Annotated in this window: 28 protein-coding genes; 20 read left to right on the plus strand and 8 right to left on the minus strand. The window is 70.0% G+C overall.

From position 1 onward, the window contains the following. Positions 1-84: 84 nt before the first annotated feature. Complete coding sequence (locus FMP39_RS15470; RefSeq protein WP_090495539.1) at positions 85-774, minus strand: response regulator; 690 nt, start codon at positions 772-774, stop codon at positions 85-87. 195 nt (positions 775-969) lie between these two features. On the opposite strand from FMP39_RS15470, the gene FMP39_RS15475 reads away from it, so the two are divergent. The 6 genes from FMP39_RS15475 (at position 970) to FMP39_RS15500 (ending at position 7837) form a co-directional block, all read left to right on the plus strand. Continuing rightward, positions 970-2619: a PAS domain-containing sensor histidine kinase gene (locus FMP39_RS15475; protein ID WP_141590830.1), complete on the plus strand. Its 1650-nt coding sequence runs from the start codon at positions 970-972 to the stop codon at positions 2617-2619. Then, positions 2616-3959: a sigma-54 dependent transcriptional regulator gene (locus FMP39_RS15480; RefSeq protein WP_141590832.1), complete on the plus strand. Its 1344-nt coding sequence runs from the start codon at positions 2616-2618 to the stop codon at positions 3957-3959. The genes FMP39_RS15475 and FMP39_RS15480 overlap by 4 nt, the downstream gene beginning before the upstream one ends. A 205-nt stretch (positions 3960-4164) precedes the next feature. Then, positions 4165-5712 carry a SulP family inorganic anion transporter gene (locus FMP39_RS15485; RefSeq protein ID WP_141590834.1) on the plus strand — a complete coding sequence of 516 codons (1548 nt, stop codon included), beginning with the start codon at positions 4165-4167 and terminating at the stop codon, positions 5710-5712. Continuing rightward, positions 5709-6449 carry a carbonic anhydrase gene (locus FMP39_RS15490; RefSeq protein WP_141590836.1) on the plus strand — a complete coding sequence of 247 codons (741 nt, stop codon included), beginning with the start codon at positions 5709-5711 and terminating at the stop codon, positions 6447-6449. Before FMP39_RS15485 ends, FMP39_RS15490 begins: the two co-directional genes overlap by 4 nt. Before the next feature lie 96 nt (positions 6450-6545). Continuing rightward, entirely contained in the window at positions 6546-7388 is an 843-nt protein-coding gene (locus FMP39_RS15495; protein WP_141590838.1) for a sulfite exporter TauE/SafE family protein, read from the plus strand. Beyond that, positions 7385-7837, plus strand: a complete 453-nt coding sequence (locus tag FMP39_RS15500; RefSeq protein WP_194858413.1) for a DUF1634 domain-containing protein — start codon at positions 7385-7387, stop codon at positions 7835-7837. The genes FMP39_RS15495 and FMP39_RS15500 overlap by 4 nt, the downstream gene beginning before the upstream one ends. Before the next feature lie 6 nt (positions 7838-7843). Here the strand turns inward: FMP39_RS15500 and FMP39_RS15505 are convergent, their stop codons facing one another. Genes FMP39_RS15505 through FMP39_RS15530 form a run of 6 tightly spaced genes read right to left on the minus strand, consistent with a single transcriptional unit; the run spans position 7844 to position 12874 of the window. Then, positions 7844-8338, minus strand: coding sequence for a histidine phosphatase family protein (locus FMP39_RS15505; RefSeq protein ID WP_011554767.1), 495 nt, complete (start codon positions 8336-8338; stop codon positions 7844-7846). A gap of 59 nt (positions 8339-8397) precedes the next feature. Then, positions 8398-9342, minus strand: a complete 945-nt coding sequence (locus FMP39_RS15510) for a metallophosphoesterase (protein WP_140793614.1) — start codon at positions 9340-9342, stop codon at positions 8398-8400. 12 nt (positions 9343-9354) lie between these two features. Beyond that, positions 9355-10716, minus strand: a complete 1362-nt coding sequence (locus FMP39_RS15515) for a cell wall metabolism sensor histidine kinase WalK (protein WP_141590842.1) — start codon at positions 10714-10716, stop codon at positions 9355-9357. Positions 10717-10729: 13 nt separating this feature from the next. Then, complete coding sequence (locus FMP39_RS15520; protein WP_141590843.1) at positions 10730-11410, minus strand: response regulator; 681 nt, start codon at positions 11408-11410, stop codon at positions 10730-10732. Between the two features lie 25 nt (positions 11411-11435). Beyond that, entirely contained in the window at positions 11436-11942 is a 507-nt protein-coding gene (locus FMP39_RS15525) for a hypothetical protein (RefSeq protein ID WP_141590844.1), read from the minus strand. Beyond that, the gene (locus tag FMP39_RS15530; RefSeq protein WP_141590846.1) at positions 11939-12874 is read right to left on the minus strand and encodes a lipopolysaccharide assembly protein LapB; all 936 of its coding nucleotides are present in this window, start codon (positions 12872-12874) and stop codon (positions 11939-11941) included. The genes FMP39_RS15525 and FMP39_RS15530 overlap by 4 nt, the downstream gene beginning before the upstream one ends. Positions 12875-13037: 163 nt before the next feature. On the opposite strand from FMP39_RS15530, the gene FMP39_RS15535 reads away from it, so the two are divergent. Then, the gene (locus FMP39_RS15535; RefSeq protein WP_141590848.1) at positions 13038-13640 is read left to right on the plus strand and encodes a DUF177 domain-containing protein; all 603 of its coding nucleotides are present in this window, start codon (positions 13038-13040) and stop codon (positions 13638-13640) included. 132 nt (positions 13641-13772) lie between these two features. Here FMP39_RS15535 and rpmF read toward each other — a convergent pair whose 3' ends face one another. Next, complete coding sequence (rpmF, locus tag FMP39_RS15540; protein WP_011554760.1) at positions 13773-13961, minus strand: 50S ribosomal protein L32; 189 nt, start codon at positions 13959-13961, stop codon at positions 13773-13775. A 443-nt stretch (positions 13962-14404) separates the two neighbouring features. Between rpmF and plsX the strand changes: the two genes are divergently transcribed. The 13 genes from plsX to FMP39_RS15605 all read left to right on the plus strand — a co-directional run bounded on the left by plsX (position 14405) and on the right by FMP39_RS15605 (position 24641). Then, the gene (gene plsX / locus FMP39_RS15545; protein ID WP_141590850.1) at positions 14405-15466 is read left to right on the plus strand and encodes a phosphate acyltransferase PlsX; all 1062 of its coding nucleotides are present in this window, start codon (positions 14405-14407) and stop codon (positions 15464-15466) included. Positions 15467-15604: 138 nt separating this feature from the next. After that, positions 15605-16546 carry an ACP S-malonyltransferase gene (gene fabD, locus FMP39_RS15550; RefSeq protein ID WP_090495524.1) on the plus strand — a complete coding sequence of 314 codons (942 nt, stop codon included), beginning with the start codon at positions 15605-15607 and terminating at the stop codon, positions 16544-16546. Continuing rightward, entirely contained in the window at positions 16543-17292 is a 750-nt protein-coding gene (fabG, locus tag FMP39_RS15555) for a 3-oxoacyl-[acyl-carrier-protein] reductase (protein WP_141590852.1), read from the plus strand. Before fabD ends, fabG begins: the two co-directional genes overlap by 4 nt. Before the next feature lie 104 nt (positions 17293-17396). After that, the gene (gene acpP, locus FMP39_RS15560) at positions 17397-17639 is read left to right on the plus strand and encodes an acyl carrier protein (RefSeq protein WP_011554756.1); all 243 of its coding nucleotides are present in this window, start codon (positions 17397-17399) and stop codon (positions 17637-17639) included. A gap of 84 nt (positions 17640-17723) precedes the next feature. Next, complete coding sequence (fabF, locus tag FMP39_RS15565) at positions 17724-18977, plus strand: beta-ketoacyl-ACP synthase II (RefSeq protein WP_141590854.1); 1254 nt, start codon at positions 17724-17726, stop codon at positions 18975-18977. Positions 18978-18997: 20 nt separating this feature from the next. After that, positions 18998-19441 (plus strand): ribose 5-phosphate isomerase B, encoded by a 444-nt coding sequence (gene rpiB / locus FMP39_RS15570; protein ID WP_090495521.1) that lies wholly within the window; start codon positions 18998-19000, stop codon positions 19439-19441. A gap of 36 nt (positions 19442-19477) precedes the next feature. Beyond that, positions 19478-20734, plus strand: a complete 1257-nt coding sequence (gene glyA, locus FMP39_RS15575) for a serine hydroxymethyltransferase (RefSeq protein ID WP_011554753.1) — start codon at positions 19478-19480, stop codon at positions 20732-20734. 21 nt (positions 20735-20755) lie between these two features. Continuing rightward, positions 20756-21262, plus strand: a complete 507-nt coding sequence (gene nrdR, locus FMP39_RS15580) for a transcriptional regulator NrdR (RefSeq protein ID WP_011554752.1) — start codon at positions 20756-20758, stop codon at positions 21260-21262. Between the two features lie 9 nt (positions 21263-21271). Further along, positions 21272-22435 (plus strand): bifunctional diaminohydroxyphosphoribosylaminopyrimidine deaminase/5-amino-6-(5-phosphoribosylamino)uracil reductase RibD, encoded by a 1164-nt coding sequence (gene ribD, locus FMP39_RS15585; RefSeq protein WP_141590856.1) that lies wholly within the window; start codon positions 21272-21274, stop codon positions 22433-22435. Between the two features lie 51 nt (positions 22436-22486). Beyond that, positions 22487-23149, plus strand: a complete 663-nt coding sequence (locus tag FMP39_RS15590) for a riboflavin synthase (RefSeq protein ID WP_141590858.1) — start codon at positions 22487-22489, stop codon at positions 23147-23149. Positions 23150-23189: 40 nt separating this feature from the next. Beyond that, positions 23190-23693 carry a 6,7-dimethyl-8-ribityllumazine synthase gene (gene ribH / locus FMP39_RS15595; protein WP_020478482.1) on the plus strand — a complete coding sequence of 168 codons (504 nt, stop codon included), beginning with the start codon at positions 23190-23192 and terminating at the stop codon, positions 23691-23693. Positions 23694-23696: 3 nt separating this feature from the next. Further along, on the plus strand, positions 23697-24119 hold the full coding sequence (gene nusB / locus FMP39_RS15600) for a transcription antitermination factor NusB (RefSeq protein WP_141590860.1): 423 nt from the start codon (positions 23697-23699) through the stop codon (positions 24117-24119). Positions 24120-24149: 30 nt separating this feature from the next. Further along, positions 24150-24641, plus strand: a complete 492-nt coding sequence (locus FMP39_RS15605; RefSeq protein WP_141590862.1) for a M17 family peptidase N-terminal domain-containing protein — start codon at positions 24150-24152, stop codon at positions 24639-24641. Positions 24642-24666: the final 25 nt, after the last annotated feature.

Consider the following 24666-nt stretch of genomic DNA (forward strand, 5'->3'; position numbering starts at 1 on the left):
GTGAGGCTTGCGCGAAGACGCCGCGCTTCTACGTGACGTGGGTGTCCGTTTCGCGTCCGCCACGTGACATCGCCGTCACGTCGCTCAGCCCGCGGCTGGGTCCAGCATCCGGTAGCCGACACCGCGGACCGTCTCCAGCAGCGCACGCGCCGGGCCCAGCTTGTCGCGTAGGCGCATGACGTGGGTGTCGATGGTGCGCGTCTCCAGGGAGGAGGACAGGCCCCACACCTCCTCCAGCAACTGTTCACGTGTCTGCACCCGGCCCAGGCGGGCGAGCAGGTGCTCCAGGAGCCGGAACTCCAGCGCGGTGAGGGCCACCTCGCGCTCCTCCACGAAGAAGCGGTGGGACGCCACGTCCAGGCGCAGGGGCCCCAGCGCCAGCGGCGCCGTGCTCCCAGCCGTGGGCGCGCCGCGGCGGAGGATGGCCTTCAGCCGCAGCACCAGCTCCCGCACGCTGAAGGGCTTCACCACGTAGTCGTCCGCGCCCACCTCGAAGCCGCGGATGCGGTCGGACTCCTCGCCCTTGGCGGTGAGCATGACGATGAGGACGCCCCGGGACTGGGGGCTGGCCCGCAGCTGTCGGCAGACATCGATGCCGGACATGTCCGGCAGCATCAGGTCCAGCAGCACGAGGTCGGGGTTCTGCTCGCGCGCGGCCACCAGCGCTTCTTCGCCAGTATGGGACACGTGCGTGGTGAGGCCGGAACCCCGCAGGTTGAAATCAATGAGCTCCGCGAGGTCGCGTTCGTCGTCGATGATGAGGACATGGGGCATGGCGGGCCGCCACTCTGCGCGCCCCCTTTTCCGAACGTGTGACGCATGTGCAACAACTTCGTCATGGCGGGAACACGCGCGGGAGCGGGCGCCCCGGGGCGATGGCCGGCCCTCCAGCGGGCGGGCCCCCAGCCCGGTGGCCTGATTGCGCGTGAAGGTGCTTCCGCGCCGGGGTAAACCCCAGGGAGCTCTGTCATGACTTCCGCCCACCTGCCGCCGACGCCACCTCCACTCCCGACGCTGACCCCCACGCCGGGCGAGCTGGCCCACGCGCAGCGGCGCGGGGGACGCTCCGCGCTCGTCGGTCTGGGGCTGGTGGGGCTGGTGGCGCTGACGAGCCCCGTGCTGGGCTACGTGGAGGACGTGCGCAACGCGCGCGAGGAGCTGCTGAGCCGGCTGCTCAACCAGGCGCAGGTGCAGTCGGAGGCGCTGGGCGTCCACCTGGGGCTGTTGGAGGCGGAGCTGGCCCGCGTGGCCGGGCACCCGGCGCTGTCTCCCGAGGACGGCGCCTCTCCGGCGGAGCTGGCCCTGCTGGAGAGTGCCTTCTACCATTCGTCCCTCTTCTCGGAGGGCGTGGCCCTGCTGACGCCCGAGGGCGAGCGCGTCTGGAGCGACCCTCCGGACATGCCGCTGGGGCGCTCGCCGCTGACGCAGCGGCCCTGGTTCCGCCGGATGGTGGAGGGCCGCCAGCCGGAAATCGACCTGCTGGAAGGGGAGGGGGGGCCCATCGTGGTCGCCGTCCCCATGTTCCAGGACGGCCGCTTCAAGGGCGTGCTGCTGGGAGAGCTCCGCGCCAGCGCGCTGCCCACGCGGCCCACCGCGCAGACGTCACTGGTGTTGATGGATGACCAGGGGCAGATCCTGATGCCGGTGGGGTTCAAGCTGGGCGCCGGGGACATCACGGGGCGGCTGCGCGCGCTGGCGAACATGCCGGGTCCGCTGACGCTGGATGACAAGCACATGATGGGCGCGGGCGCGTGGGTGGGGAAGAGCGACCTGCTGTTGGTCGTCCTGGAGGAGGAGACGGCCACCGCGGGCCTCCGGGCGCGCTTCCTGCGGCAGCTGGCGTTCCACATCGCCCTGCTGAGCAGCACGCTCATCATCTTCATCCTCCTGCTGCGGCACTCCTACCGGTCGCTGCTGGCGGCCGAGGAGCGGCTGCGACGCCAGGAGACCATGGCCGCGCTGGGGACCGCGGCCTCGCTCATCGCGCATGAGGTGAAGAACGCCCTCAACGGCATCCAGGCCGCGCTGTCCGTGCTCCGGCATACCCCCGCGGGCAGCGAGCTGCCCGTGGGCGCGCTGCGCTCGCAGGTGGAGCGCCTGAGCCATCTGGCGCGCTCGCTGCTGTCCTTCGGGGCGCCTCGTGCAGCGCTGCGCCGCCGCTGCGAGGTGCACCTGCTGGTGAAGGACGCGCTCCAGGGCGTGAAGCTGCTGCCGGAGTCAGAGGCCGTGGCACTGACCACGTCCCTGGAGGAGTCCCTGATGGTCCAGGGGGATGCCGCGCTGCTGGTGTCCGCCATCGACAACGTGTTGCGCAACGCGGTGGAGGCGGGCGCGGTGGCGAAGGACACAGGGATGCAGTTGGCACCGTGGGTCAGCGTGCGTCTGACGCGGGAGGAACATGACGCCGTGCTCGTGGTGGAGGACAATGCGGGCGGCGTGGATCCGCGTCTCGAGCCCAGGTTGTGGGAGCCTTTCGCCACCGGGCGGGCCAAGGGCGTGGGGCTGGGGCTGCCCATGGCGCGTGCCTCCGTGGAGGCCCATGGTGGCAGTCTGAACTATGTCCGGAGTCCGCTGGGAAGCCGCTTCACGCTGCGCCTTCCGTTGGAGGTGGCCCGATGAGCACCTATCTGTTGCTGGTCGATGACGACCGGACCTTCGCCTCGCTGGCGGCCTCCGTGCTGCGACACGAGGGCTTCCGCGTCACGCTGGCGCATTCACTCCATGACGCGCGTGGGGCCATGTCCCGCGAGGCGCCGGACCTGGTGGTGTTGGACCGGCGCCTGCCGGACGGGGACGGCATCGACATCCTGCCGGAGCTGCGCGCCCAGCTTCCGGACACGCCCGTGTTGATGGTGACGGCGCACGGCGACATCGCCAGCGCGGTGGAGGCCATCCAGGCGGGCGCGCGCGACTACCTGTCCAAGCCGGTGGAGCTGGATGACCTGGTGCTGCGCGCCCGCCGCGCCGTCGCGGACCTGCAGCTCCAGGAGCGGCTGCGGCTGGCGGAGAGCGAGCTGGGCGGACGGCGGCGCCTGTCGCGTCCGCACTCGCCGAAGATGCTCGCCGCGCTGCAGATGCTGGAGCGCATCGCCAAGGCGCCGCGCAGCCCGGTGCTGCTGCTGGGCGAGACGGGCGTGGGCAAGGAGGTGATTGCGCGCCACCTGCACGCGCTGCAAGGCGGGCAGGGCTCGTTCGTCCACGTCAACTGCGCCGCGCTGCCCGCCACCATGGTGGAAAGTGAACTCTTCGGCCACGAGCGCGGCGCCTTCACCGACGCGCGAACCGCCCGCCGCGGCCTGGTGGAGGTGGCCGCGGGCGGCGTGCTCTTCCTGGACGAGGTGGGCGAGTTGCCGCTGCAGCTCCAGGCGAAGCTGCTCACCTTCCTGGACAAGGGCGCCTTCCGCCGCCTGGGCGGCACCGCCGAGCTGAGCAGCAGCGCGCGCGTGGTGACGGCCACCAACCGCGACCTGACCAAGGAGGTGGCCGAGGGCCGCTTCCGCGAGGACCTCTACTTCCGCCTGAGCGTCTTCCGGGTGGACATTCCGCCGCTGCGCGAGCGCCGCGAGGACCTGTTGCCTTTGGCACAGTCCCTGGTGGCGGAGCTGGGCGCCGAGCTGGGGCGCCGGACTGTGAGCTTCTCCAGCGCCGCGCGCGCCCGGCTGGAGCGCTACCCGTTCCCCGGCAACGTCCGTGAGCTGCGCAACGTGCTCGAACGGGCCCTGGTGCTGGAGGCCGGACCCGAACTGGAGCTCGCCTCCCTGGAGCCGCAGGGCACCAGCGGCCCGCCCGAGGTGGACCCCGACGCGTTCGTCGTCTCCGGGGCTCCGCGCCCCTTGCAGGACGTGGAGCGGTTGTACGTCCGGCACGTCCTCGCCCGCTTGGATGGGCGCCGGATGGAGGCCGCCCGGGTGCTGGGGCTCTCCTATCCCACCTTCCTCCGCCGGCTTGAGGAGGAGTAGGCGAGGGCGCTTCAAGATTCTTGAGGTCGGCGGCCTCAAGGATTTTTAAGTCTGGATTCGGGACTTAAAATCGTTTTCATATTCCCGACCGCAATCACCTTGCGTTCCCTCTGAGCCTGTCGAAAGGCGGACGGCACGCTCTTTGCGGAGGGCCTCCACGTGAACCAGCGCACGCGGCAGTCGCGGCGACTTGTGTGGAGGTGTGATGTCGACTTCGAAGAGTCCTGAGGGCGTTGCTTCCCCCTGGAAGGCGCTGGCCACGGACCTGCCTGCTTCCCTGGTGGTGTTCCTGGTGGCGTTGCCGTTGTGTATGGGAATCGCGCTGGCTTCAGGCGCGCCCATCGTCAGCGGGCTCATCGCGGGTGTGATTGGCGGCATCGTGGTGGGGCTCTTTGGAGGCGTGCCCCTCCAGGTGAGCGGTCCCGCGGCGGGCCTTGCGGTCATGGTGTTTGGCTTCATCCAGCAGATGGGCCTGGCGATGACGTGCGCGGCGGTGGCCGCCGCGGGCGTGGTGCAGATGATTCTCGGTGGGTTGAAGGTGGCGCGCGGCGCGCTCGCCATCTCTCCCGCCGTCATCCACGGGATGATGGCCGGCATCGGCATCCTCATCGTCCTGGGGCAGGTCCACATCGTGATGGGCGGCGCGCCGCAGTCGAGCGCGTGGCAGAACGTGAAGGAGCTGCCGGGGCAGATTGCGGACCTTCATGGCGCCGCGACGCTGCTGGGCCTGCTGACCATCGGCTTGATGGTGGCGTGGCAGTTCGTTCCCGGAAAGTTGAAGAAGGTTCCCGGTCCGCTCGTGGCCGTGGTGAGCGCCACCGCGGCGGCGACCTTCATGGGCGCCGATGTGGCCCGGGTGGACCTGCCGGAGAACATCTTCTCCAGCATCCAGCTGCCCACCTTCCCCAAGGGCGACTGGGTCACCTTCGGCACGGCGGTGCTGTCGCTGGCGCTGGTCGCGAGCGCGGAGTCGCTCTTGAGCGCGGTGGCCACGGACAAGATGCACACGGGCCCCCGTGCGAACCTGGACCGCGAGCTCTTCGGCCAGGGGCTGGCGAACACGATTTCGGGTCTGGCGGGTGGCCTGCCCATCACCGGCGTCATCGTCCGCAGCGCCACCAACATCACCGCCGGCGCGAAGACGCGGCTGTCGGGCACGCTGCACGGCGTGTGGCTGCTCCTGTTCATCACGTTGCTCGGCTCGGTGGCGGGGCTCGTCCCCCTCACCGTGCTAGCGGGTCTGCTCGTCTTCGTCGGCGCCAAGCTGGTGAACGTGCACCACATCCGTGAGCTCCAGAAGCGTGGGGAGCTGGCCGTGTATCTGGTGACGGTGGCCGGCGTGGTGGGCGTCAACCTGCTGGCCGGTATCGGCATGGGCCTGGCGTTCGCGGTGCTGCGCCTGCTGTGGCACCTGGGCCGCATCAAGGTCGACGTGCACCAGCAGGCGCATGCGTCCTATCAGGTACGAATCTCGGGCGCGCTGACGTTCGTCGGCGTCCCCAAGCTGTCCACCGCGCTGGCGCAGGTTCCGTCGGGCTCCAAGGTGGAGCTGGACCTGGCCGTGCAGACGCTGGACCACTCCGGGCACGAAGCCCTGGAGAGCTGGTGTGACACGCATCGCAAGACGGGTGGCTCGGTGTTCGCCGAGTCGCTCGAAGACGTCTGGAGCCGCAAGGGCACGGTGAAGCCGAGCAGCCCCGTGGTCGTTGACGGTCCCAATCACAACTCGCTTGTCTCTGGAGGTGCGCAGTGAGGAAGCTCATTCGCGGTCTGTTGGACTTTCAGCTCAACGCCCGTTCCAGCTACCGGGAGAAGTTCGCGTTGCTGGCGCAGGAGCAGAAGCCGGACTGCCTCTTCATCGCCTGCGCGGACAGCCGCGTGGTGCCCAACCTGCTCGTGTCCACGGACCCGGGCGACCTGTTCGTGGTCCGCAACGTCGGCAACATGGTGGCGCCGTCGGATTCGAAAGGGCAGTCCACGGGCGACCAGTCCGAGGCGGCCGCGCTGGAGTTCTCGCTCCGCAACCTGCCGGTGGAGGACATCGTCGTGTGCGGCCACTCGAATTGCGGCGCGATGAAGGCCATCCTCGCTGGCGGCGTGGGTCCTGAGAACCCGAACCTCAAGGGCTGGCTCGAGCACGGCAAGGACGCGCTCCAGCGGATGGAGGCGAACCCGACGCTGGGTGAGGGCCGGTCGGATTACGATCGCCTGTCCCAGAACAACGTGCTGGTGCAGATAGAGCACATCTCCACCTATCCGTGGGTGAAGGAGCGCCTCGACGCGGGCACCCTGCGGCTGCACGGCTGGTGGTTCGACATCGCCACCGCGCAGGTCCACGCCTGGCGCCCGTTGCTGGGCCGCTTCATCCCCATGGACGAACTGGTGGGCGAAGCCCTGCTGCGCGAGCTGGGCGCGGACACCCACGCCCCCGGCGCGCTCGCCAACGGCAACGGTGCTCAGCGCATCGCGGTGGTGGCCAGCGCGCAGTAGCCCGGTGGAAGCAGGCAACCAGGGGAGCGGCTCGAATCGAGCCATTCTCCTGGTGGCCAAAGGCCGGTGAGGGGGAGAGGATGGGGAGCAGCTTCGATGACTCCCTTCCTCTTCATGCTCGTCGTCCTGGGGTTTTCCGTGGGTGCGGGACTGTTGGGTTCGCTGCTGGGGATTGGCGGCGGGCTCATCCTGATTCCCGTGCTCACGTTGCTCCTGAAAGTGGACATCCAGTACGCGGTGGGGGCGTCCATCGTCTCCGTCATCGCCACGTCCAGCGGCGCGGCGGCGGCCTACGTGCGCGACCGGATGGCCAACACCCGCGTGGCCATGTTCCTGGAGCTGGCGACCACCGCGGGCGCGCTCAGCGGCGCGTACATGTCCGGGCTGGTGGGTGGGCGCGGCGTGTACCTCGTCTTTGGCGGCGTCATGGCGTGGTCGGCGCTGGTGATGCTGCGGCGGATGCGGGCGAGCGCCGAGGCGCCGGTGCCCGCGGACGCGCTGGCGGACCGGCTGGCGCTGCACGGCAGCTACTGGGATGAGTCGCAGGGCCGCGAGGTGTCCTACCGCGTCACGCGGCCACTGGCGGGACTGGGGCTGATGTACGTGGCGGGCACGGTGAGCGGCATGCTGGGCATCGGCTCGGGCGCGCTCAAGGTGCCGGCCATGGACCTGGCCATGCGGCTGCCGCTGAAGGTGTCCACGGCCACCAGCAACTTCATGATTGGCGTGACGGCGGCGGCCAGCGCGGGCGTCTACTTCGCGCGCGGCAACATCGACCCGTTCATCGCGGGGCCGGTGTGCGTGGGCGTCACGCTGGGCGCGTGGCTGGGCTCGCGCCACCTCATGGCCCGGGTGAACAGCACGTGGCTGCGCGCGCTCTTCGTGGGCGTGCTGCTGTGGGTGGCCTTCGAGATGCTGCGCAAGGGGTGGGCGTCATGAGCGAGGCACCGAATCCAGAGCCGCGAAGCCCCGAGGCCGCCGCCGCGGCGGTGCAGGACGGCGAGGACGCTTCGCTGCTCCATCCGGAGCAGCTCATCAGTGACTTGCTGCGGTACGGCGTGGCCGCCAGCCTGGCGTTGGTGACGCTGGGCACCGTGGTGACCTTCTTCCGTCATCCGGACTACCTCGTCTCTTCCGAGGCGTTGCTGCGCCTCACCTCGCCGCACCCGGTGCCGCACACCCTGAGGGACGTCGTGGCGGGGGCGCTGGCCGCCCGGGGCCAGGCGTTCGTCATGGCGGGACTGCTGGTGATGATGGCCGTGCCGGTGATGCGGGTGGCCCTGTCGCTGCTCATCTTCCGCCAGCAGAAGGACCGGCTCTACGTGGGAATCACCGCCACGGTGCTGGCCATGCTCGTCCTGTCCTTCCTGTTGGGCGCGGCGCACTGAGGCGCGTCAGCGCAGGTCGCCGGGGCGCTTCACGGGCTTGCCCGGCGTGGCCCACCACGCGAGCGTGAAGCCGCCGTTCTTCAGGGGATGGAGCGCCAGCGCCGCGCCCTTGCGCAGCTTGTCCGGCAGCTCATGCTCCAGGGCGCGAATGGCCGCGCGCTCCAGCGAGGGGTTGTGGCCCACCAGGGCCCAGCCCGCGCCGCGCTCGCGGCCCAGGTCGACGATGCGCTTGTGCGCGCCGCGCTGGGGCAGCAGGGCGGGGTGGACCTCCACGCCGGACACGCCGAAGGCCTCGGCGAGCAGCTCCGCCGTCTGGACGGCGCGCACCAGCGGACTGGTGATGATGCCGCGCAGTGGCGTGAGGCGTGCCAGCTTGCGTGCGTGGTGGCGGAAGGCCGCGCGGCCTTCCGGGGTGAGGGCGCGCGCTTCATCGCCCAGGACGTGAGAGTCCTCCGCGACGGCGTGGCGGATGAACAGCAGCGGCAGCTCGCGTGCAGACATGGTGAGCGCCGTGAATCACTCCGGGCGTCCCCACGCAAGCAACGGACTGGCGACAACGTCTACCCTTCGAAATCGTTGAGCGCGTCCAGGGGCAGCGGCGCCGCGCCCGTCACGGTTCCGTCCAGGTCCGTGGGCAACGAGGCGGGGTCGACCTCCGGGGAGGGACGACTGTCCATGGGCGTGGCCGCGGCGCGCGAGGCGGCCCCTGGCGGCGGGCGGAGCACCGGGCCCGGCGGTGGCAGGCCGGAGTGGCGCCGCGCGGCCTCCATCAGCGCGTTGTGGTGGCGATAGCGCGCCTCCACCAGCTTGTGGACCAGGAGCGGTCCGCCGGGGACGCGGCGCGCGGTGAGGGCCTGGGTGGCCTTACGCACCGGGTAGCGCACCCGGCGAATCTGCACCCGCCAGCCCTTGGGCGTGAAGGTGAAGACGCCGTAGGCGGGGCGCAGGTCTCCGTCCCGGGGGATGCCCGCGCTGGCCACGTCCGCGATGAGCATGCGGCCCACGCGGCGGCGGTAGGGGAAGTGCAGGTGCCCGAAGGCGCAGGCCGCCGCGTCCAGGTGGCTGAAGAAGCGGCGCACCGCGACGTCATCCAGCGTGGGGTCCAGCGACTCCTCGAGGTTGCGCGGGTTGGCGTGGCAGACGAAGAGGTCCTGTCCCTTGCGCGGCGTGTAGCGCACGGAGAAGGGCAGGGCGCCCAGTTTCTCCAGCAGCGCGCCGCCCAGCTGGTCCCGCGTCCAGCGCAGCAGCTCCGTCTTCCAGTGGTCCTTCTCCCGGTAGGCGCCGCCCAGGTAGTTGCCCGCCAGGTAGCAGTCGGTGTTGCCCATCAGGACGGAGTCACACCGGTCGAAGAGCAGGTCCACCGTCTCCCGGGGATGGGCGCCACGCAGCGCCAGGTCTCCGGCCGCGACGATGTAGTCGGGCGCTACAGAGCGGGCGATGTCCTCGAGGACGGCCTCGCAGGCAGGAAGATTGCCGTGGATGTCCGCGAGGATGGCGACCCGCATGGTCACTCCATCCTACCCTGTCGCCGCGCTCGATGAAGCCGCCAGGGGCAGAAAAATGGTGAAGGTGCTCCCCTCGTTGGGTTCGCTCTCCACCTTGACCTCGCCGTCCATGGCCTGGAGCAGGTGCTTGACGATGGCGAGCCCCAGTCCGGTACCGCCCATGTCCCGGCTGCGGCCCTTGTCCACCCGGTAGAAGCGCTCGAAGATGCGCGACTGGTGCTTGGGCTCGATGCCCACCCCCGTGTCCTTCACCCGCACCACGCAGCGGCCTTGCTCGCACGCACCGTAAACATCCACCCGGCCACCCGCGGGCGTGTACTTCACCGCGTTGTCCAGCAGGTTGAGCAGCACCTGCTCCACGGCCCGGGGGTCCCCCACCGCGAGTAGATCTGGGGGGACATGGAGTGAAACCGCCTGGCCCTTGCCCCCGGCCTTGGGGCGCACGGTGTCGGCGGCGCGGGCGGCGGCGTCGGCCAGGGTGACGCGGGCGAGCTTCAGGCTCACCTCGCGCGACTCCAGGCGGGACAGCTCCAGCAGGTCCTCCACCAGTTCGGACAGGCGTTCGGACTGGCGGTGGATGATTTCCACCATCTTCGGCGCCATGACGGGGTCATTGAGGGCGCCGCCCTGGAGCGTCTCCGCGTAGCCGCGGATGGCGGTGATGGGCGTGCGCAGCTCGTGCGACACGTTGGCCACGAAGTCCTTGCGCACCTTCTCCAGCCGGCGCAGCTCGGTGACGTCGTGGAAGACGGCGGCGCTGCCCGGCAAATCCTTGGCCAGCGGCGTCACCCGGATGGAGAGCGTGCGCGGGAAGTGGCCGTCCAGCGTGAGCTCCAGGTGGCTGGATGCGCTCTCCCGGCAGGCGCGCATCACGGCGTCGTGCAGCGCCTCGTTCCGGATGAGGGCCAGGGGGCGCTGGCCGGTGAGCGGGCTGCTCGTGGACGCCAGCAGGGGCCGGAGCGCGTCGTTGTGGCGCACCACCGTGCCCTCCGCGTCCGTCACCCAGACGCCTTCCGTCATGCCGTCCAGCACGGCGGTGAGGGTGCGCGCCTCCTGCGTGAGCGCCGCGTTGCGCGCGGACAGCTGGGCGTGCAGCGAGTCGATGGCGCCTTCGAGCCCGGCCACCTCGTCCAGCCGCTCGGGGACGCCAGGAGCGGCGGGGGGGGCGCCCTCGGCGCGCTCCCGGGTGTGGCGGGCCAGCAGGTCGAGCTGCCGCTGCAGCGTTCCGCGGCTCACGCCCAGGGACATGAGGGAGCCGGCGAGCGCGACGAGCGCCGCGGCGAAGACCTCCTTCGGCCCGTCGAGAAGGGCGACGAGCGTCGCGACGACGACGGCGGGCAGCAGGAGCGGAAGGAGTGTGGCGCGCAGGGGCATGGGCGGGGCGGTTTCACGGAGGGCTGAGCTTGTAGCCCACGCCGCGCACCGTCTCGATGATGTCCCCGGCGGGGCCCAGCTTCTCGCGCAGCCGCTTGATGTGCGTGTCCACGGTGCGGGTGTGGATCTCCGCCTGGATGCCCCAGACGTCCGACAGCAGCACCTCGCGCGTCTGCACCCGGTCCGAGCGCTCCAGCAGCGTGCGCAGCAGGCGGAACTCCAGCGCGGTGAGGAGCACTTCCTCGCCCTTCACGCGCACCTGGTGGCGGGTGGTGTCCAGGCTGATGTCGCCGGAGGCGAGCACCGCGGAGGGCCCGTCCTCCGCGTCCGCGCGGCGCAGCACGGCCTTGACGCGCAGGAGGAGCTCGCGGACGGAGAAGGGCTTCACCACGTAGTCGTCCGCGCCCAGTTCCAGGCCCTGCACCCGGTCGGACTCCTGGCCCTTCGCGCTGACGATGATGACGGACGCCTTGCGCAGCTCGGTGTCCGTCTTGAGCATGCGCAGCACCTCGCTGCCCGCCACGTCCGGCAGCATCAGGTCCAGCAGCACCAGGTCTGGCGGATGCGCGCGCGCCTTGGCGAGCCCGCTCGCGCCGGTGCTCGCCGTCTCCGTCTCGAAGCCCGCGGCCCGCAGGTTGTACTCGACGAGACCCGCCAGGTCCTGCTCGTCCTCGATAATCAGGATGCGCGACATGAAGCCCTCTCGAGTCCCTCCGCGCTCAGGGCGCGATGGACGGATTGCAATCTCCACCGGTCAGCGTCAGGGGCGCGGCAATCACCGGGGCGTTGTCGCCCGCGTTGACCTCACGGAGGTAGTTGCAGGAACTCCCCAGGAAGCCGGGCGGGGTCCCCGTGGTGATCGCCTCGATGACGAGCGCGTAATCTCGGCCCACTGGCACGTCCACCGCCAGCTCCAGGCTTCCTCCCGACTGGAGGGTCGCCAGGTCCACGGGGAAGCGGAGGGCCCTGCCCTCGCGCCCCTGGGCGTCCTTGAGCACCACCAGGTCGTCACGCCGTACCTGGGTACCCAGGCACGTGCGCTGAATCTCGGTACAACTGCGGCTGGAGCCCCGCGACACCACGGCCACCTGCAGGGCCTGGACATCGTTGGCCACCGCGCGCTCCATCGTCAGGGCGAGCGGAAAGCGGCCCGCGGGCTCGGCGTTAGGGCCGCACGCACCGAGAAGGCCGAGCAGCAACAGCGGGGACAGGAGGCGCTGGCTCATGGGGCGGGGGGCTCCACGCGGATGGTGATGGGAACGCGGCCCCGCTCTTCGCCGGAGGTCAGCGCCACGACGCCGGCGGTGGCGCCAATGGCCACCGCGCCCACGCCCACCCAGAGCCAGGGGCTCTTGTACCAGGGACGGGAGGACGGGTCGGCGGCGGCGCCGGCGCGCACGGCCCGGGGCGCCACCTGGAAGATGAGCGGCTGGAAGGAGTCTCCCCGGCCCGCGAGCCGGCGCTGCGCCGCGTCCGCGACCTCGAAGTAGTACTCCATCTCGTAGGCTTCGGCCTCGGTGGGCACCTCGTAGGCCGGCAACACCGCGCGGTAGCGCTCGAGGGGGCGGCCGTCGGGGCCTCGCTCACGCGCGAAGTCCACCGAGCTGTAGGCCTCGTCACCGGCGCGCCGGTAGAAGAGGCGCGCGCGGGCGCCCAGCGCCAGGTCCTGGATGGAGGCCTCCACGACGACGGGCTCGCCACCCGGTGGATCAGGGATGGGGTCCACGTCCAGGGTGACGGGGCGGACGCGCCGGCTCTTGATGTCCTCGCGGATGCGCGCGTAGAGGGCGCGCAGCTTGGGCGGGGAGCTGCGGGGGAGCTCGTAGTCCGGCCGGGCCTGGAGCAGCTTCTCGTAGGCGTCGCGCGCCTGGGGCTCGTCCCCCAGGTAGAGGGCCGTGAGGCCCAGCAGGCGGTACATCTCCACCAGCTGATCATCCGTCAGGTCCGGCGCATCCAGGCCTTCCAGGAGGGTGCGACGTGCGTCTTCGAATTCGCCCTGGTCGAACTGCTCGCGGGCCTCGGTGATGGCCGGGCTGGCCGGGCCGAGCTGCGAGAGAACAGGCTCAGGGAAGAGGGGCCGGCTCCAGCCCGGTCGGGCACCCAGGCCCAGCACCAGGATGAGGGCCCACCCGCGCAACCGCCAGCCATGTGCGTGCATCGATTCGAACCTATCAAAACGTTATCGAGAGAATCCACGAAGGCCGGCCCGTCGGGGGTGACGGCGCGGTGACATCTTCGTGGCGGTGTTGCACGAGGGCGTGTTGACGCTGGAGGGGCCACCCTCTATGTTGCGCGCCCCTTTTGGCCTGGAAGTAGCGTAAATGCTCGTAAAGGTTGATCAAATCAAGGACGCAGGGCTGAAGCTCGAGGAGCCCGTCAATCTCGAGCTGCTCGGTGAGACGCTGGGAGGCGCTGCCTCCGGCGAGGATACCGGATTCCGAGCCACGGCCCCGGCGACGTTGAAGGCGTCGCTGCGCAAGCTGAGCGGCGGCGTGCTGCTGGAGGGGCGCTTCACGGTGGACGTCACCAGCCCCTGCAAGCGCTGCCTCGCCGACGTGGCCATGAAGGTCCCCGTGGAGTTCACGCTCAACCTGGTGCCGGAGTCCCTGGCTCGGGGCGACGACTTCAAGGATGACGACGAGAAGGCGATGGAGAAGAAGGAGCGCAGCCAGGGTGAGTCTGGCGGCTCCTTCGAGCTGAACGATGCGGATCAGGAACTCTTCGACGGGAAGACCATCAACCTGGACCCCATCGTCCGGGAGCAGCTCCTGTTGGCCCTGCCGATGAACGCCGTGTGCCGGGACGACTGCAAGGGCCTGTGCTCGCAGTGCGGCGCGAACCGCAACGACGTCGCCTGCACCTGTGAGACCCGGCCGGTGGATCCGCGCCTGGCGCCGCTGAAGAACATCAAGCTCAACAACTGAAGTGGGCCTGGAGTGCAGGGCCGCCTCGTGAGAGGGGGCCCTGGAACGACAAGGGCCGCGGCCTCCACTGGATGGAGACGCGGCCCGTCGTGTTTCTCAGCGCCCGGGAAGGGCGCTGTATGCGACTGTGCGTCAGGCCTCGGCCTGAGCGACCACTTCCCGGCCCTTGTACTGGCCACAGGACGTGCAGGCGCGGTGAGGCATCACCGGCTCCTTGCAGTTCGGGCACTTGGTCACCTGCACGGCGCTCCGCAGGTTGTTGTTGGCCGCACGGCGGCGGTCGCGACGCATCTTCGAAGTACGCTTCTTGGGGACACCCACGGCTCACCTCTATATTCGACCCCGACCCGGAGCGTTCGCGCCGGTCCGGACCGGTTGAGTCCAATGTCTTTCGCGCTGTGCCGGGGTCCCCGGCTCCGTGCGCAACACTCTCTGCTCGAAACCGGTCTGGGGCGGTCGCACGAAGGCTCCCGTACTCCATGTCCGGCTTCGGAAGGCGGCGGACCCTAGCGGCTCGAAGCCCCCGAGTCAATGCGGCAACGCGGGAGGGCCCGTTATCTCCCGGGCACCGTCTATCCCGGACGGTGCCCGGTGACAACGTCCATGGCGCGGGCGCCATTCTTCCGGCCGTGCCCCAGGGCGTATCAGCCAGTCGTTGCCCCCCTGCAGGGTTCCTGCTGTGCTGCGCGCCGCCCGCCCCCCGGCGGGTGGGATACCGACACCGACAGCCGGCCGGACGCCGGGCGGGCAAGGAGAGGGTGGGGATGAGGCTGGTGCTGGATGCCATGGGCGGCGATCACGCGCCCGCCGCCCCCGTGGAGGGTGGGGTGCTCTTCGCGCGGGCCCACCCCGGCCATGAGGTGCTCCTGGTGGGGGACGAGGCGAAGGTGGCGCCCCTGCTGGGCAAGCTGCGGCCTCCGTCCAACCTCCAGGTCCACCATGCCTCTGAAGTCGTGGAGATGGACGAGCACGCCTCGACCGCCTTCCGCCGCAAGCGGGACTCCTCCCTCCGGGTGGGCTTCGAGCTGGTGCGGGACGGCCGGGCGGAGGCGCTCGTCTCGGCGGGCAACTCCGGCGCCGTCATGGCCGGGGGCCTGCTCACGCTGGGACGGCTGCCGGGCGTGGAGCGCCCCGCCATCGCCGCGCTCTTCCCCGCGCTCAAGGGCGGCGGCCGGTGCCTGCTCCTGGATGCGGGCGCCAACGTGGACTGCAAGCCGTCGCACCTGGCCCAGTTCGCCGTCATGGGGGAGGCCTACGTGCGCGCGCGCATGGGCGTGCCCCGGCCCCGGGTGGCCGTGCTCTCCAATGGAGAGGAGTCCTCCAAGGGGACGCCGCTCACCCGGGAGGTCAGTGGGCTGCTGCGGCGCTCGGATCTGGACTTCGTGGGTTACGTGGAGGGCAAGGACCTCTTCTCCGGCGAGGTGCAGGTGGTGGTGACGGACGGGTTCACCGGAAACGTCGTCCTGAAGACATCCGAGGGCGTGGGCATGGGCGTCATTGGCATGCTGCGTCAGGCCATCGAGCGGCGCGGCGGGCTGGCGGAGAAGGTGGGGGCGATGCTGCTCCAGCCCGCGCTGGCCGGGCTCCGCCGGGTGGTGGACTACGCCGAGTACGGCGGGGCGCCCCTGCTGGGAATCCAGGGGGTGGGCATCGTCGCGCATGGGCGCTCCACGCCCCGGGCCCTCTTCAACGCGCTGGGCGCGGCGCTGGCCATGGCGGAGGGGGGCGTGCAGGCGGAGTTGACGCGTTGCATCGGGCGCGCGGCGGCGTGGCTTCCGACCCATCCGAAGGGAAAAAGAGCGACAGACGCGGGCGTTTCCGATTAGAGCCTTCGCCCGGAGCGTGCAGGCCGCCTCGGGTTGGTGGCGGGGCGCCTCGCGGAAATTGCTGGCTCAACCTGGTCAGGTACGGCAACAGGGCGTCAAGCCTGCGGCCCCGGCCGCTGAAGAGGAGGCAGAGTCCGCATGTCGAAGGTCGCGTTCGTGTTCCCCGGGCAAGGCAGCCAGGCCGTGGGGATGGGCAAGGACCTGTATGAGAAGTTCCCCGAGGCCCGGGCCGTGTTCGACGCGGTCGACGCCGCCCTGGGGGAGAAGCTCTCCACCCTCTGCTTCGAGGGTCCGGACGAGGCGCTGAAGCTCACGGCCAACACCCAGCCGGCCATCCTCACGGTGTCGCTGGCGGCGCACGCGGTGTTCGCGAAGCGGGGACCGGCGCCGTCCTTCGTGGCGGGGCACTCGCTGGGCGAGTACTCGGCGCTGGTGGCGGCGGGCGCCATGGACCTGGGAGACGCGGTCCGGGCGGTGCGCGCGCGCGGCACCTTCATGCAGGAGGCGGTGCCCGCGGGCGTGGGCGCCATGGCCGCGGTGCTGGGCCTGGTTCCGGAGAAGGTGAAGGCGGCCTGTGACGCGGCGGCCGAGGGGCAGGTGGTGTCGCCGGCGAACTACAACTCGCCCGAGCAGACGGTCATCGCCGGTGACGCGGCGGCCGTGGAGCGCGCCGGGGTGAAGTGCAAGGAGGCCGGCGCCAAGCGCGTGATGCCCCTGCCGGTGTCCGCGCCCTTCCACTGCGCGCTGATGGCGCCGGTGCAGCCCCGGCTGGCGGAGGTGCTGGGCGGCATCCAGGTGTCCGCGCCGTCCGTGCCGGTGGTGACCAACGTGGAGGCCCGTCCCAACGCGGACGCGTCCCGCGTGGTGCCGTTGCTCCTGGAGCAGGTGAGCTCGCCGGTGCGCTGGATTGAGTGCGTGGAGGCGCTGAAGGCCGAAGGCGTCACCCGCATCATCGAGCTGGGGCCGGGCAAGGTGCTGGTGGGCCTGGTCAAGCGCATCACCAAGGACATCGAGCTGTTCAACGTCGAGGACTCCGCGAGCCTGGACAAGGCGCTCGCGGCACTGGGGGTGGCACCATGAGCGGCTTCAAGGACAAGGTCGTGCTCGTGACGGGTGGCTCGCGCGGCATCGGCCGGGCGTGCGCGGTGGCCTTCGCCAAGGCGGGGGCCTCCACCGTGGTCATCAGCTATGCGGGCAACGAGGCGGCGGCCCAGGAGACGGTGGCCCTGCTCCAGGCGGAGGGCGCCAAGGCGGAGGCCATCCGCTTCGACGTGTCCGACAGCGCCGCCTGCGCCAGCGCCGTGGACGGCATCGTCAAGAGCCACGGCCGGCTGGACGTGCTCGTCAACAACGCGGGCGTCGCGGTGGACGGCCTGGTGATGCGGGTGAAGGACGAGGACTGGGACAAGCAGTTGGACACCAACCTCAAGGGCGCCTTCTCCCTCATCCGCGCCGTCAGCCGGCCCATGATGAAGCAGAAGGGCGGCGCCATCATCAACATCACCTCCGTGGTGGGGGAGATGGGCAACGGCGGTCAGGCGGCCTACTCGGCGTCCAAGGCGGGGCTCATCGGCCTGACCAAGTCCGTGGCGCGCGAGCTGTCCAGCCGGAACATCCGCGTCAACGCCGTGTCCCCCGGCTTCATCGGGACGGACATGACGCATCAGATCAATGACGAGATGCGCCAGAAGATGCTGGAGGGCATCCCCCTGGGGCGGCTGGGCAATCCGGAGGAGGTCGCCGGTGCCGTGCTCTTCCTGGCGGGGGACGCCGCGTCCTACATCACCGGCGAGGTCCTGAAGGTCAACGGCGGAATGTACATGTAACCCACGGTTGGATTGCCGCCGGGCGTGGGATATACCGCGCCCGCTTTCGACATGGTCCGGGAAGCCAGCCGGGCCACATCTGGTTCCTGGAGGGTTCTACACTTATGTCGACGTCAACCATTGAGGCCAAGGTCAAGTCCATCATCGCCGACCAGCTCGGTGTCGGAGAGGATGAGATCAAGCCGGAGTCCTCCTTCATCGAGGACCTGGGCGCGGACAGCCTCGACATCGTGGAGCTCGTCATGGCGATGGAAGAGGAGTTCGAGGTCGAGATTCCCGACGAAGAGGCGGAGAACATCAAGACCGTCAACGACGCCGTCAGCTACATCAACACCCACAAGAAGTAGGCAGCACCACGGCGTGCCGGGGTGCGGGGCGGCGCCGCGTGATGCGCGGCGTCCCCGGTGTCCCAGGCGCCACCGGAGAGGACCGTGTCACAACGTCGAGTCGTCGTCACCGGAACCGGGCTTGTTTCGGCTCTGGGAACCGGAACCGAGAAGAACTGGCAGGCGTTGATCGCCGGCAAGTCGGGTATTGCCCAGGTCACGCGCTTTGACGTTGGCAAAATCGACACGCGCATCGCGGGCGAGGTGAAGGACTTCGAGCCCGAGGCGTTCATCGAAAAGCGCGAAGTGCGCCGGATGGACCTGTATGCGCAGTTCGCGTTGGCCGCCGCGCAGATGGCCGTGACGGAGTCGGGCATTCCCATTGGCCCGGATGCGCCGCACGGCTACATGCCGGAGAAGGTCGGCGTCATCGTCGGCTCGGGCATCGGCGGTATCTCTTCGCTGGAAGAGCAGCACCGCAAGGGGTTGGAGAAGGGGTTCGACCGGTTGTCGCCCTTCTTCATCATCCAGATGATCATCAACATGGCGCCGGGCCTCATCTCCATGCGGTACAACTGCAAGGGGCCGAACTGGGCGCCGGTGTCCGCGTGCGCCACCAGTGCCCACGCCATTGGCGAGGCCTGGAAGTCCATCCGCCTGGGTGAGACGGACGCGGTCATCGCCGGCGGCGCCGAGGCGGCCATCACCCCGCTGGGGCTGGGTGGCTTCTCGGTGATGAAGGCGCTGTCCACGCGCAATGATGATCCGGCCGGGGCCAGCCGTCCCTTCGACAAGGACCGTGACGGCTTCGTCATGGGCGAGGGCGCGGGCATCCTGGTGCTGGAGGAGATGGAGGCCGCGAAGAAGCGCGGCGCCAACATCCTGGCGGAGGTGGTGGGGTACGGTGCCAACTCGGACGCGTACCACGTCACCCAGCCGGCGCCGGAGGGCGAGGGCGCGGCGCGCTGCATGCGGCTGGCGCTCCAGTCCGCGGGGATGAACCCGGAGGACGTGGGCTACATCAACGCTCACGGCACCTCGACGCCGTTCAACGACGCGAACGAGACGAAGGCCATCAAGACGGTGTTCGGCGACCACGCGCGGAAGCTCGCCGTGTCGTCGACCAAGTCGATGACGGGCCACATGCTCGGCGCGGCGGGTGGCTTCGAGGGCGTGGTCAGCGCGCTGGCGCTGGCACGCAACATCCTGCCGCCCACCATCAACCAGACCACGCCTGATCCGGACTGCGACCTGGACTACGTGCCCAACCAGGCGCGTGAGGTCCGGGTGGACGCGGTGATGAGCAACTCGTTTGGCTTCGGCGGCACCAACGCCGTGCTGGTGTTCAAGCGCTTCTAGCCGTCTCAGGAGAAACCCGCGTGAAAGTCATCCTCGCTTCAGACCACGCGGGCCTGGAGCTCCGGCAGGAGCTGGTGGCCGCGCTCACCGCGCGGGGCGTGGCCCACGAAGACGTGGGTCCCGTCACGCGGGACTCGGTGGACTATCCGGACTTCGCCGCGCGGGTGTCCCGCGCCGTGGCGTCCGGGGAGGCCACCCTGGGCGTGCTGGTGTGTGGCACCGGCATTGGCATGAGCATCGTCGCCAACAAGCACAAGGGCATCCGGGCGGCCCTGTGCACCACGGAGTTCGAGGCCCGGATGGCCCGGGCCCACAATGACGCCAACGTGCTGTGCCTGGGCCAGCGCGTGGTGGGGGCCGGCGTGGGCCGCGCCATCCTGGAGGCGTTCCTCAGCACTGCTTTCGAAGGCGGCCGCCACGAGCGGCGCGTCCAGATGATTCGCGAGGCCGAGTCCCAGGGCTAACGGCCCCGCCGTACCCGTCGTTCGAGGGAGTCCGCCATGGAGAACATCCGTACGCTGGCCGAAGTGGACCCGGAGATTGCCCGCGTCCTCCGCGAGGAGACCCAGCGCCAGGAGGAAGGGCTGGAGCTCATCGCTTCGGAGAACTTCGTCTCTCCGGCGGTGATGGAGGCGGTGGGCTCGGTGCTCACCAACAAGTACGCGGAAGGCTACCCCGGCAAGCGCTACTACGGCGGCTGCGAGGTGGTGGACGTCGCGGAGAACCTGGCCATCGCCCGCGCCAAGGACCTGTTCGGCGCGGACGCGGTCAACGTGCAGGCGCACTCCGGCAGCCAGGCCAACATGGGCGCCTTCATGGCGCTGATGAAGCCGGGCGACACCATGCTGTCGCTGGACCTCAACTCCGGCGGCCACCTCACCCACGGCGCCACGTTCAACTTCTCCGGCAAGCTCTACAAGGTCGTCCACTACGGCCTGACGCGTGACACGGAGACCATCGACTTCGCGCAGGTGGAGTCGCTGGCCAAGGAGCACAAGCCGAAGGTCATCGTCGTGGGCGCCAGCGCGTACCCTCGCACGCTGGACTTCGCGAAGTTCCGTGAGATCGCCGACGCGGTGGGCGCTGCGATGCTGGTGGACATGGCGCACATCGCCGGCCTGGTGGCCGCGGGCGTGCACCCCTCGCCGGTGCCGGTGGCGGACATCGTCACCAGCACCACGCACAAGACGCTGCGCGGTCCGCGGGGCGGCCTGGTGCTGAGCCGCGAGCCCTACGCCAAGGCCATCAACAGCCAGATCTTCCCCGGCATCCAGGGCGGCCCGCTGATGCACGTCATCGCCGGCAAGGCGGTGGCCTTCAAGGAGGCCCTGTCGCCGGAGTTCAAGGCGTACCAGCGGCAGATTGTCGCCAACGCGAAGGCGCTGGCGGAGGCGCTCCAGCGCGCGGGCCTGCGGCTGACGTCCGGTGGCACGGACAACCACCTGATGCTGGTGGACCTGCGCCCCAAGAAGCTCACGGGCAAGGTGGCCGAAGAGGTGCTGGACAAGGCCGGCATCACCGTGAACAAGAACATGATTCCGTTCGACCCGGAGAAGCCGATGACCACGTCCGGCGTCCGGGTGGGCACGCCGGCCATCACCACGCGCGGCATGCGCGAGGCGGAGATGGCGGTGGTGGGGCGGCTCATCGGCGAGGCGCTGGACGCCGCGCAGGACGACGCCGCGCTGGCCCGCATCAAGGGGCAGGTGAAGGAGCTTTCGCAGGGGTTCCCGCTCTACGCCTCGCGGTTGAAGTAGATTGGCGGGCCGTACCCTTCCATGCGCTGCCCCTTCTGTCAGGACGCCGAGAACAAGGTCATCGACTCCCGTGAGTCACACGAGGGCTCCGTCATCCGGCGGCGCCGCGAGTGCCTGACCTGCAAGCGCCGCTTCACCACGTATGAGCGGGTGGAGGAGCTCTACCCGCTCATCGTGAAGAAGGATGGGCGGCGCGAGGCGTTCGACCGGGAGAAGATCGTCAACGGGCTGAAGAAGGCGTGTGAGAAGCGGCCCGTGTCCGCGGATCAGCTCGAGGAGACGGTGGTCGCCATCGAGCGGCAGCTGCAGGGCATGGGCGAGAAGGAAGTGCCCTCGTCCGTCATCGGCGAGGAGATCATGCGCCGGCTGCGGCAGCTGGACGAGGTGGCCTATGTCCGCTTCGCGTCCGTGTACCGCAGCTTCCGCGACATCGCGGAGTTCATGGACGAGCTGAAGGCCCTGCGCGAGGCGGAGGCGCGCGAGCAGCGCCAGGCGCCTCCCTCGGCACCGGTGGACAAGGGCGGTTAGAGAAAGCACATGCGGCTGTTGACACGGGCAAGGTTGGAAGCGACACGGGCGCCCCGGGCGAAGCGAGCGGCGGATTTCGACCGGGCGGTGGCTGAGTTCTTCATGCGCATCGCGCTGGAGGAAGCCGCCAAGGGCCTGGGCCGCACCAGCCCCAACCCCGTCGTGGGCGCGGTGCTGGTGAAGGGCGGGCGCATCATCGCTCGCGGCTACCACAAGAAGGCGGGCAGCGCGCACGCGGAGGTCGTCGCGCTGGAGGCGGCCGGTGCGCGCGCCAAGGGCGCGGACCTCTACACCACGCTGGAGCCGTGTGACCACTACGGGCGTACCCCGCCGTGCAGCATGGCCATCATCGAGGCGGGCGTCCGGCGCGTCATCTGCGCGTCGGCGGACCCCAACCCGAAGGTGAGTGGTAAGGGGGTGGCGCGGATGCGGCGCGCCGGCCTCAAGGTCCTCACGGGTGTGCTCGCGGAGGATGCGGACCGCCTCAACCGGCCCTTCTTCAAGATGATCCGCACGGGCCTGCCCTGGGTGACGCTCAAGGCGGCGGTGACGCTGGACGGGAAGCTGGCCACCGCGACCGGTGACTCGCGCTGGGTGACGGGGGCGCCGGCGCGCGCCTGGGTCCACCGGCTGCGGGACTCGGTGGACGTCATCCTGGTGGGCGCCAACACCGTCCGGAAGGACGACCCGAAGCTGACCACGCGGCTGCCCGGAGGCGGTGGGAAGGACCCGCTGCGCGTGGTGGTGGACAGCCACCTGCGCCTGTCCCCGGGCTACACCATCTTCACGCAGCGCAGCCCCGCGCGCACCGTGGTGGCCACGCTGGAGGACCCGGAGGGCCGCAAGGCGCGGCGCTTCCTGGCCCAGGGCGTGGACGTCTGGCAGCTCCGCGAGAAGGCGGGACAGGTGGACCTCAAGGCCCTGCTGCGGCGGCTGGCGAAGGGCGGCCACAACCACGTCATGGTGGAGGGCGGCGCGGAGATGTACGGCTCCTTCCTGCGTGGGCACCTGGCGGATTCGCTGGCGCTGTTCCTGGCGCCCAAGCTGATTGGCAGCCCGGGCCTGTCGTGGGCCGGCGACCTGGGAGTGAAGGAGATGGCCCAGGCCCTGGCGGTGAAGGACCTCGCCTTCGAACGCCACGGTGACGACATCCTGCTCCAGGCGCTGCTGTAGGACACGAGCGGCCGTGGGCGCAGGCGGGGCCGGTCCGTTATAAGCGGCCCCATGTTTACCGGCCTCATTCAGGACCTTGGCAGGGTGGAGCGCGTCATTCCCGGCGGGATGACCGACCTGTGGATTCACACCTCGCTGGGCGCGGCGGCCTTCGAGCTGGGCGAGTCGATTGCCGTCAACGGCGCCTGCCTCACGGTGGTGGAGCGCACCGGCGACAGCTTCCGCGTGCAGGCCGCGCCGGAGACGCTGCGCCGGACGACGCTGGGCTCCGTGAAGGCCGGAGACCAGGTGAACCTGGAGCGGGCCCTGGCGCTGGGGGACCGGCTGGGCGGGCACCTGGTCTCTGGCCACGTGGACGCCGTCAGCGAGGTGCTGGAGACGTACCCGGAGGGAGGCTCCTGGGTGATGGGGTTCCGGCTGCCGGAGGAGCTGGCGCCGTACTTCATCGAGAAGGGCTCGGTGGCCATCGACGGCATCAGCCTCACCGTCAACACGGTGGAGGCGGACCGGTTCCGGGTGCAGCTCATCCCGGAGACGCAGGAGCGCACCACCTTGAAGGCGCGGGGCGTGGGGTCGAAGGTGAACCTGGAGGCGGACCAGATAGGGAAGTACGTGGCGCGGCTGTTCGCGCTCCAGCGGGGCCAGGGGGCTCCCGGGGGCGGCGGCGGGCTGACGGCGGCGGCCATCGCGGCTGCGGGGTTTGGCACGCCGTAGCAGGCGACGCCGGGCCCCGGGGTGGTGTAGGAAGCGCGGCATGCCTCGCTACTTCGACGGTGACTTTCTACCCCCTAAGGGCCGTTTCGCCATCTGCGTGGCCCGCTTCAACGGCTTCATCACCGAGGAGCTGGCCAAGGGCGCCGTGGACACGCTGGTGCGCCACGGCGTGGCCGACGCGGATATTGACGTGTACCGCTGCCCCGGAACCTATGAGCTGCCCGGTCTGGTCCGGCGCGTGACTGAGACGCGGCAGTACGTGGGCGTCATCACCCTGGGCGCCGTCATCCGGGGCGGGACGCCGCACTTCGACTACGTGGCCGGCGAGTGCGCCAAGGGCATTGGCGCGGTGGCCTTCGAGGCCGCGGCCGCCACCCCCGCCACGACGGTGACTTTTGGCGTGCTGACGACGGACACGGTGGAACAGGCCATCGACCGGGCGGGCGTGAAGGCGGGGAACAAGGGAGCGGAGGCCACACTGGCCTGCATCGAGATGGTCAATCTGTACGCGAAGATGTCGGCGACGGACGGAAGGAAGGCGTAGGCCATGGGCGCGCGAAGAACGGGACGTGAGCGTGCGCTGCAGGCGCTCTACCAGTTGGAGATGGCCACCGCGACGACGGCGGAGGCGCTGGAGTCGGCCTGGTCGGCCGCCGAGGAGAGCAGCAAGCGGGACCCGGACGCGGTGAAGTTCGCCCGGGAACTGGTGGAAGGTGTGCAGTCCCACCGGGACGAAATCGACCAGCTCATCGAGCGCCACAGCCACAACTGGCGCCTGGACCGCATGTCGCGCATCGACCGGAACGTGCTGCGACTGGGCATCTTCGAGCTGAAGTACCGCCCGGACATCCCCCGCAAGGTGTCCATCAACGAGGCGGTGGAGCTGGGGAAGAACTTCGGCAATGAAGAATCGAGCGCGTTCGTCAACGGGCTCCTGGACCGCGTCGCGGTCGCCTTGAACAAGCCGTGAGCCGCTGACGCCAGCCGCGAGGGACGCGCCGTGAGCCAGACGACGACGCACGACATTGGATTGGAGGGCCTGGACACGCTCGGCGGGGTGGACGCGCTCTGCCTCTTCATCGCCGAGGATGACCGGCCCCTGCCGTCCTCCGCGGGCTTCGTGGACTGGCGGCTGTGTGGCTCGCTCTCGCGGGTGCTCAAGGCCGGCTTCTTCACGGGCGCGAAGGATGACTGGCTGCTGCTGCCCTCGGACGGGAAGCTGGCGGTGCCCCGTATCTTCGTCGTGGGGCTGGGCGCGCGTCAGCGACTGGACGCGGGCACGTTGAACGACGCGATGGCTGAAGCGGGACGGGTGCTGTCCAAGGCCCGGGTGGAGTCCGTGGCGCTGGAAGTGCCCGCCGGTGGCCAGGTGGAGGACGCCGCGCGGGTCGCGGCTTTCCAGAAGGGCTTCCTGCCTGCGTTCAAGGGCGAACGGGTGGCCGTCCTGGCGGACAAGGGACTCGTCAAGTCGCTGCCTGCACGCAAGGGCTGACGCTCGGCGGGCGGGCGGGCCTTCT

It is taken from the genome of Myxococcus sp. AB056 (assembly GCF_006547365.1).
Taxonomy (GTDB): domain Bacteria; phylum Myxococcota; class Myxococcia; order Myxococcales; family Myxococcaceae; genus Myxococcus; species Myxococcus virescens.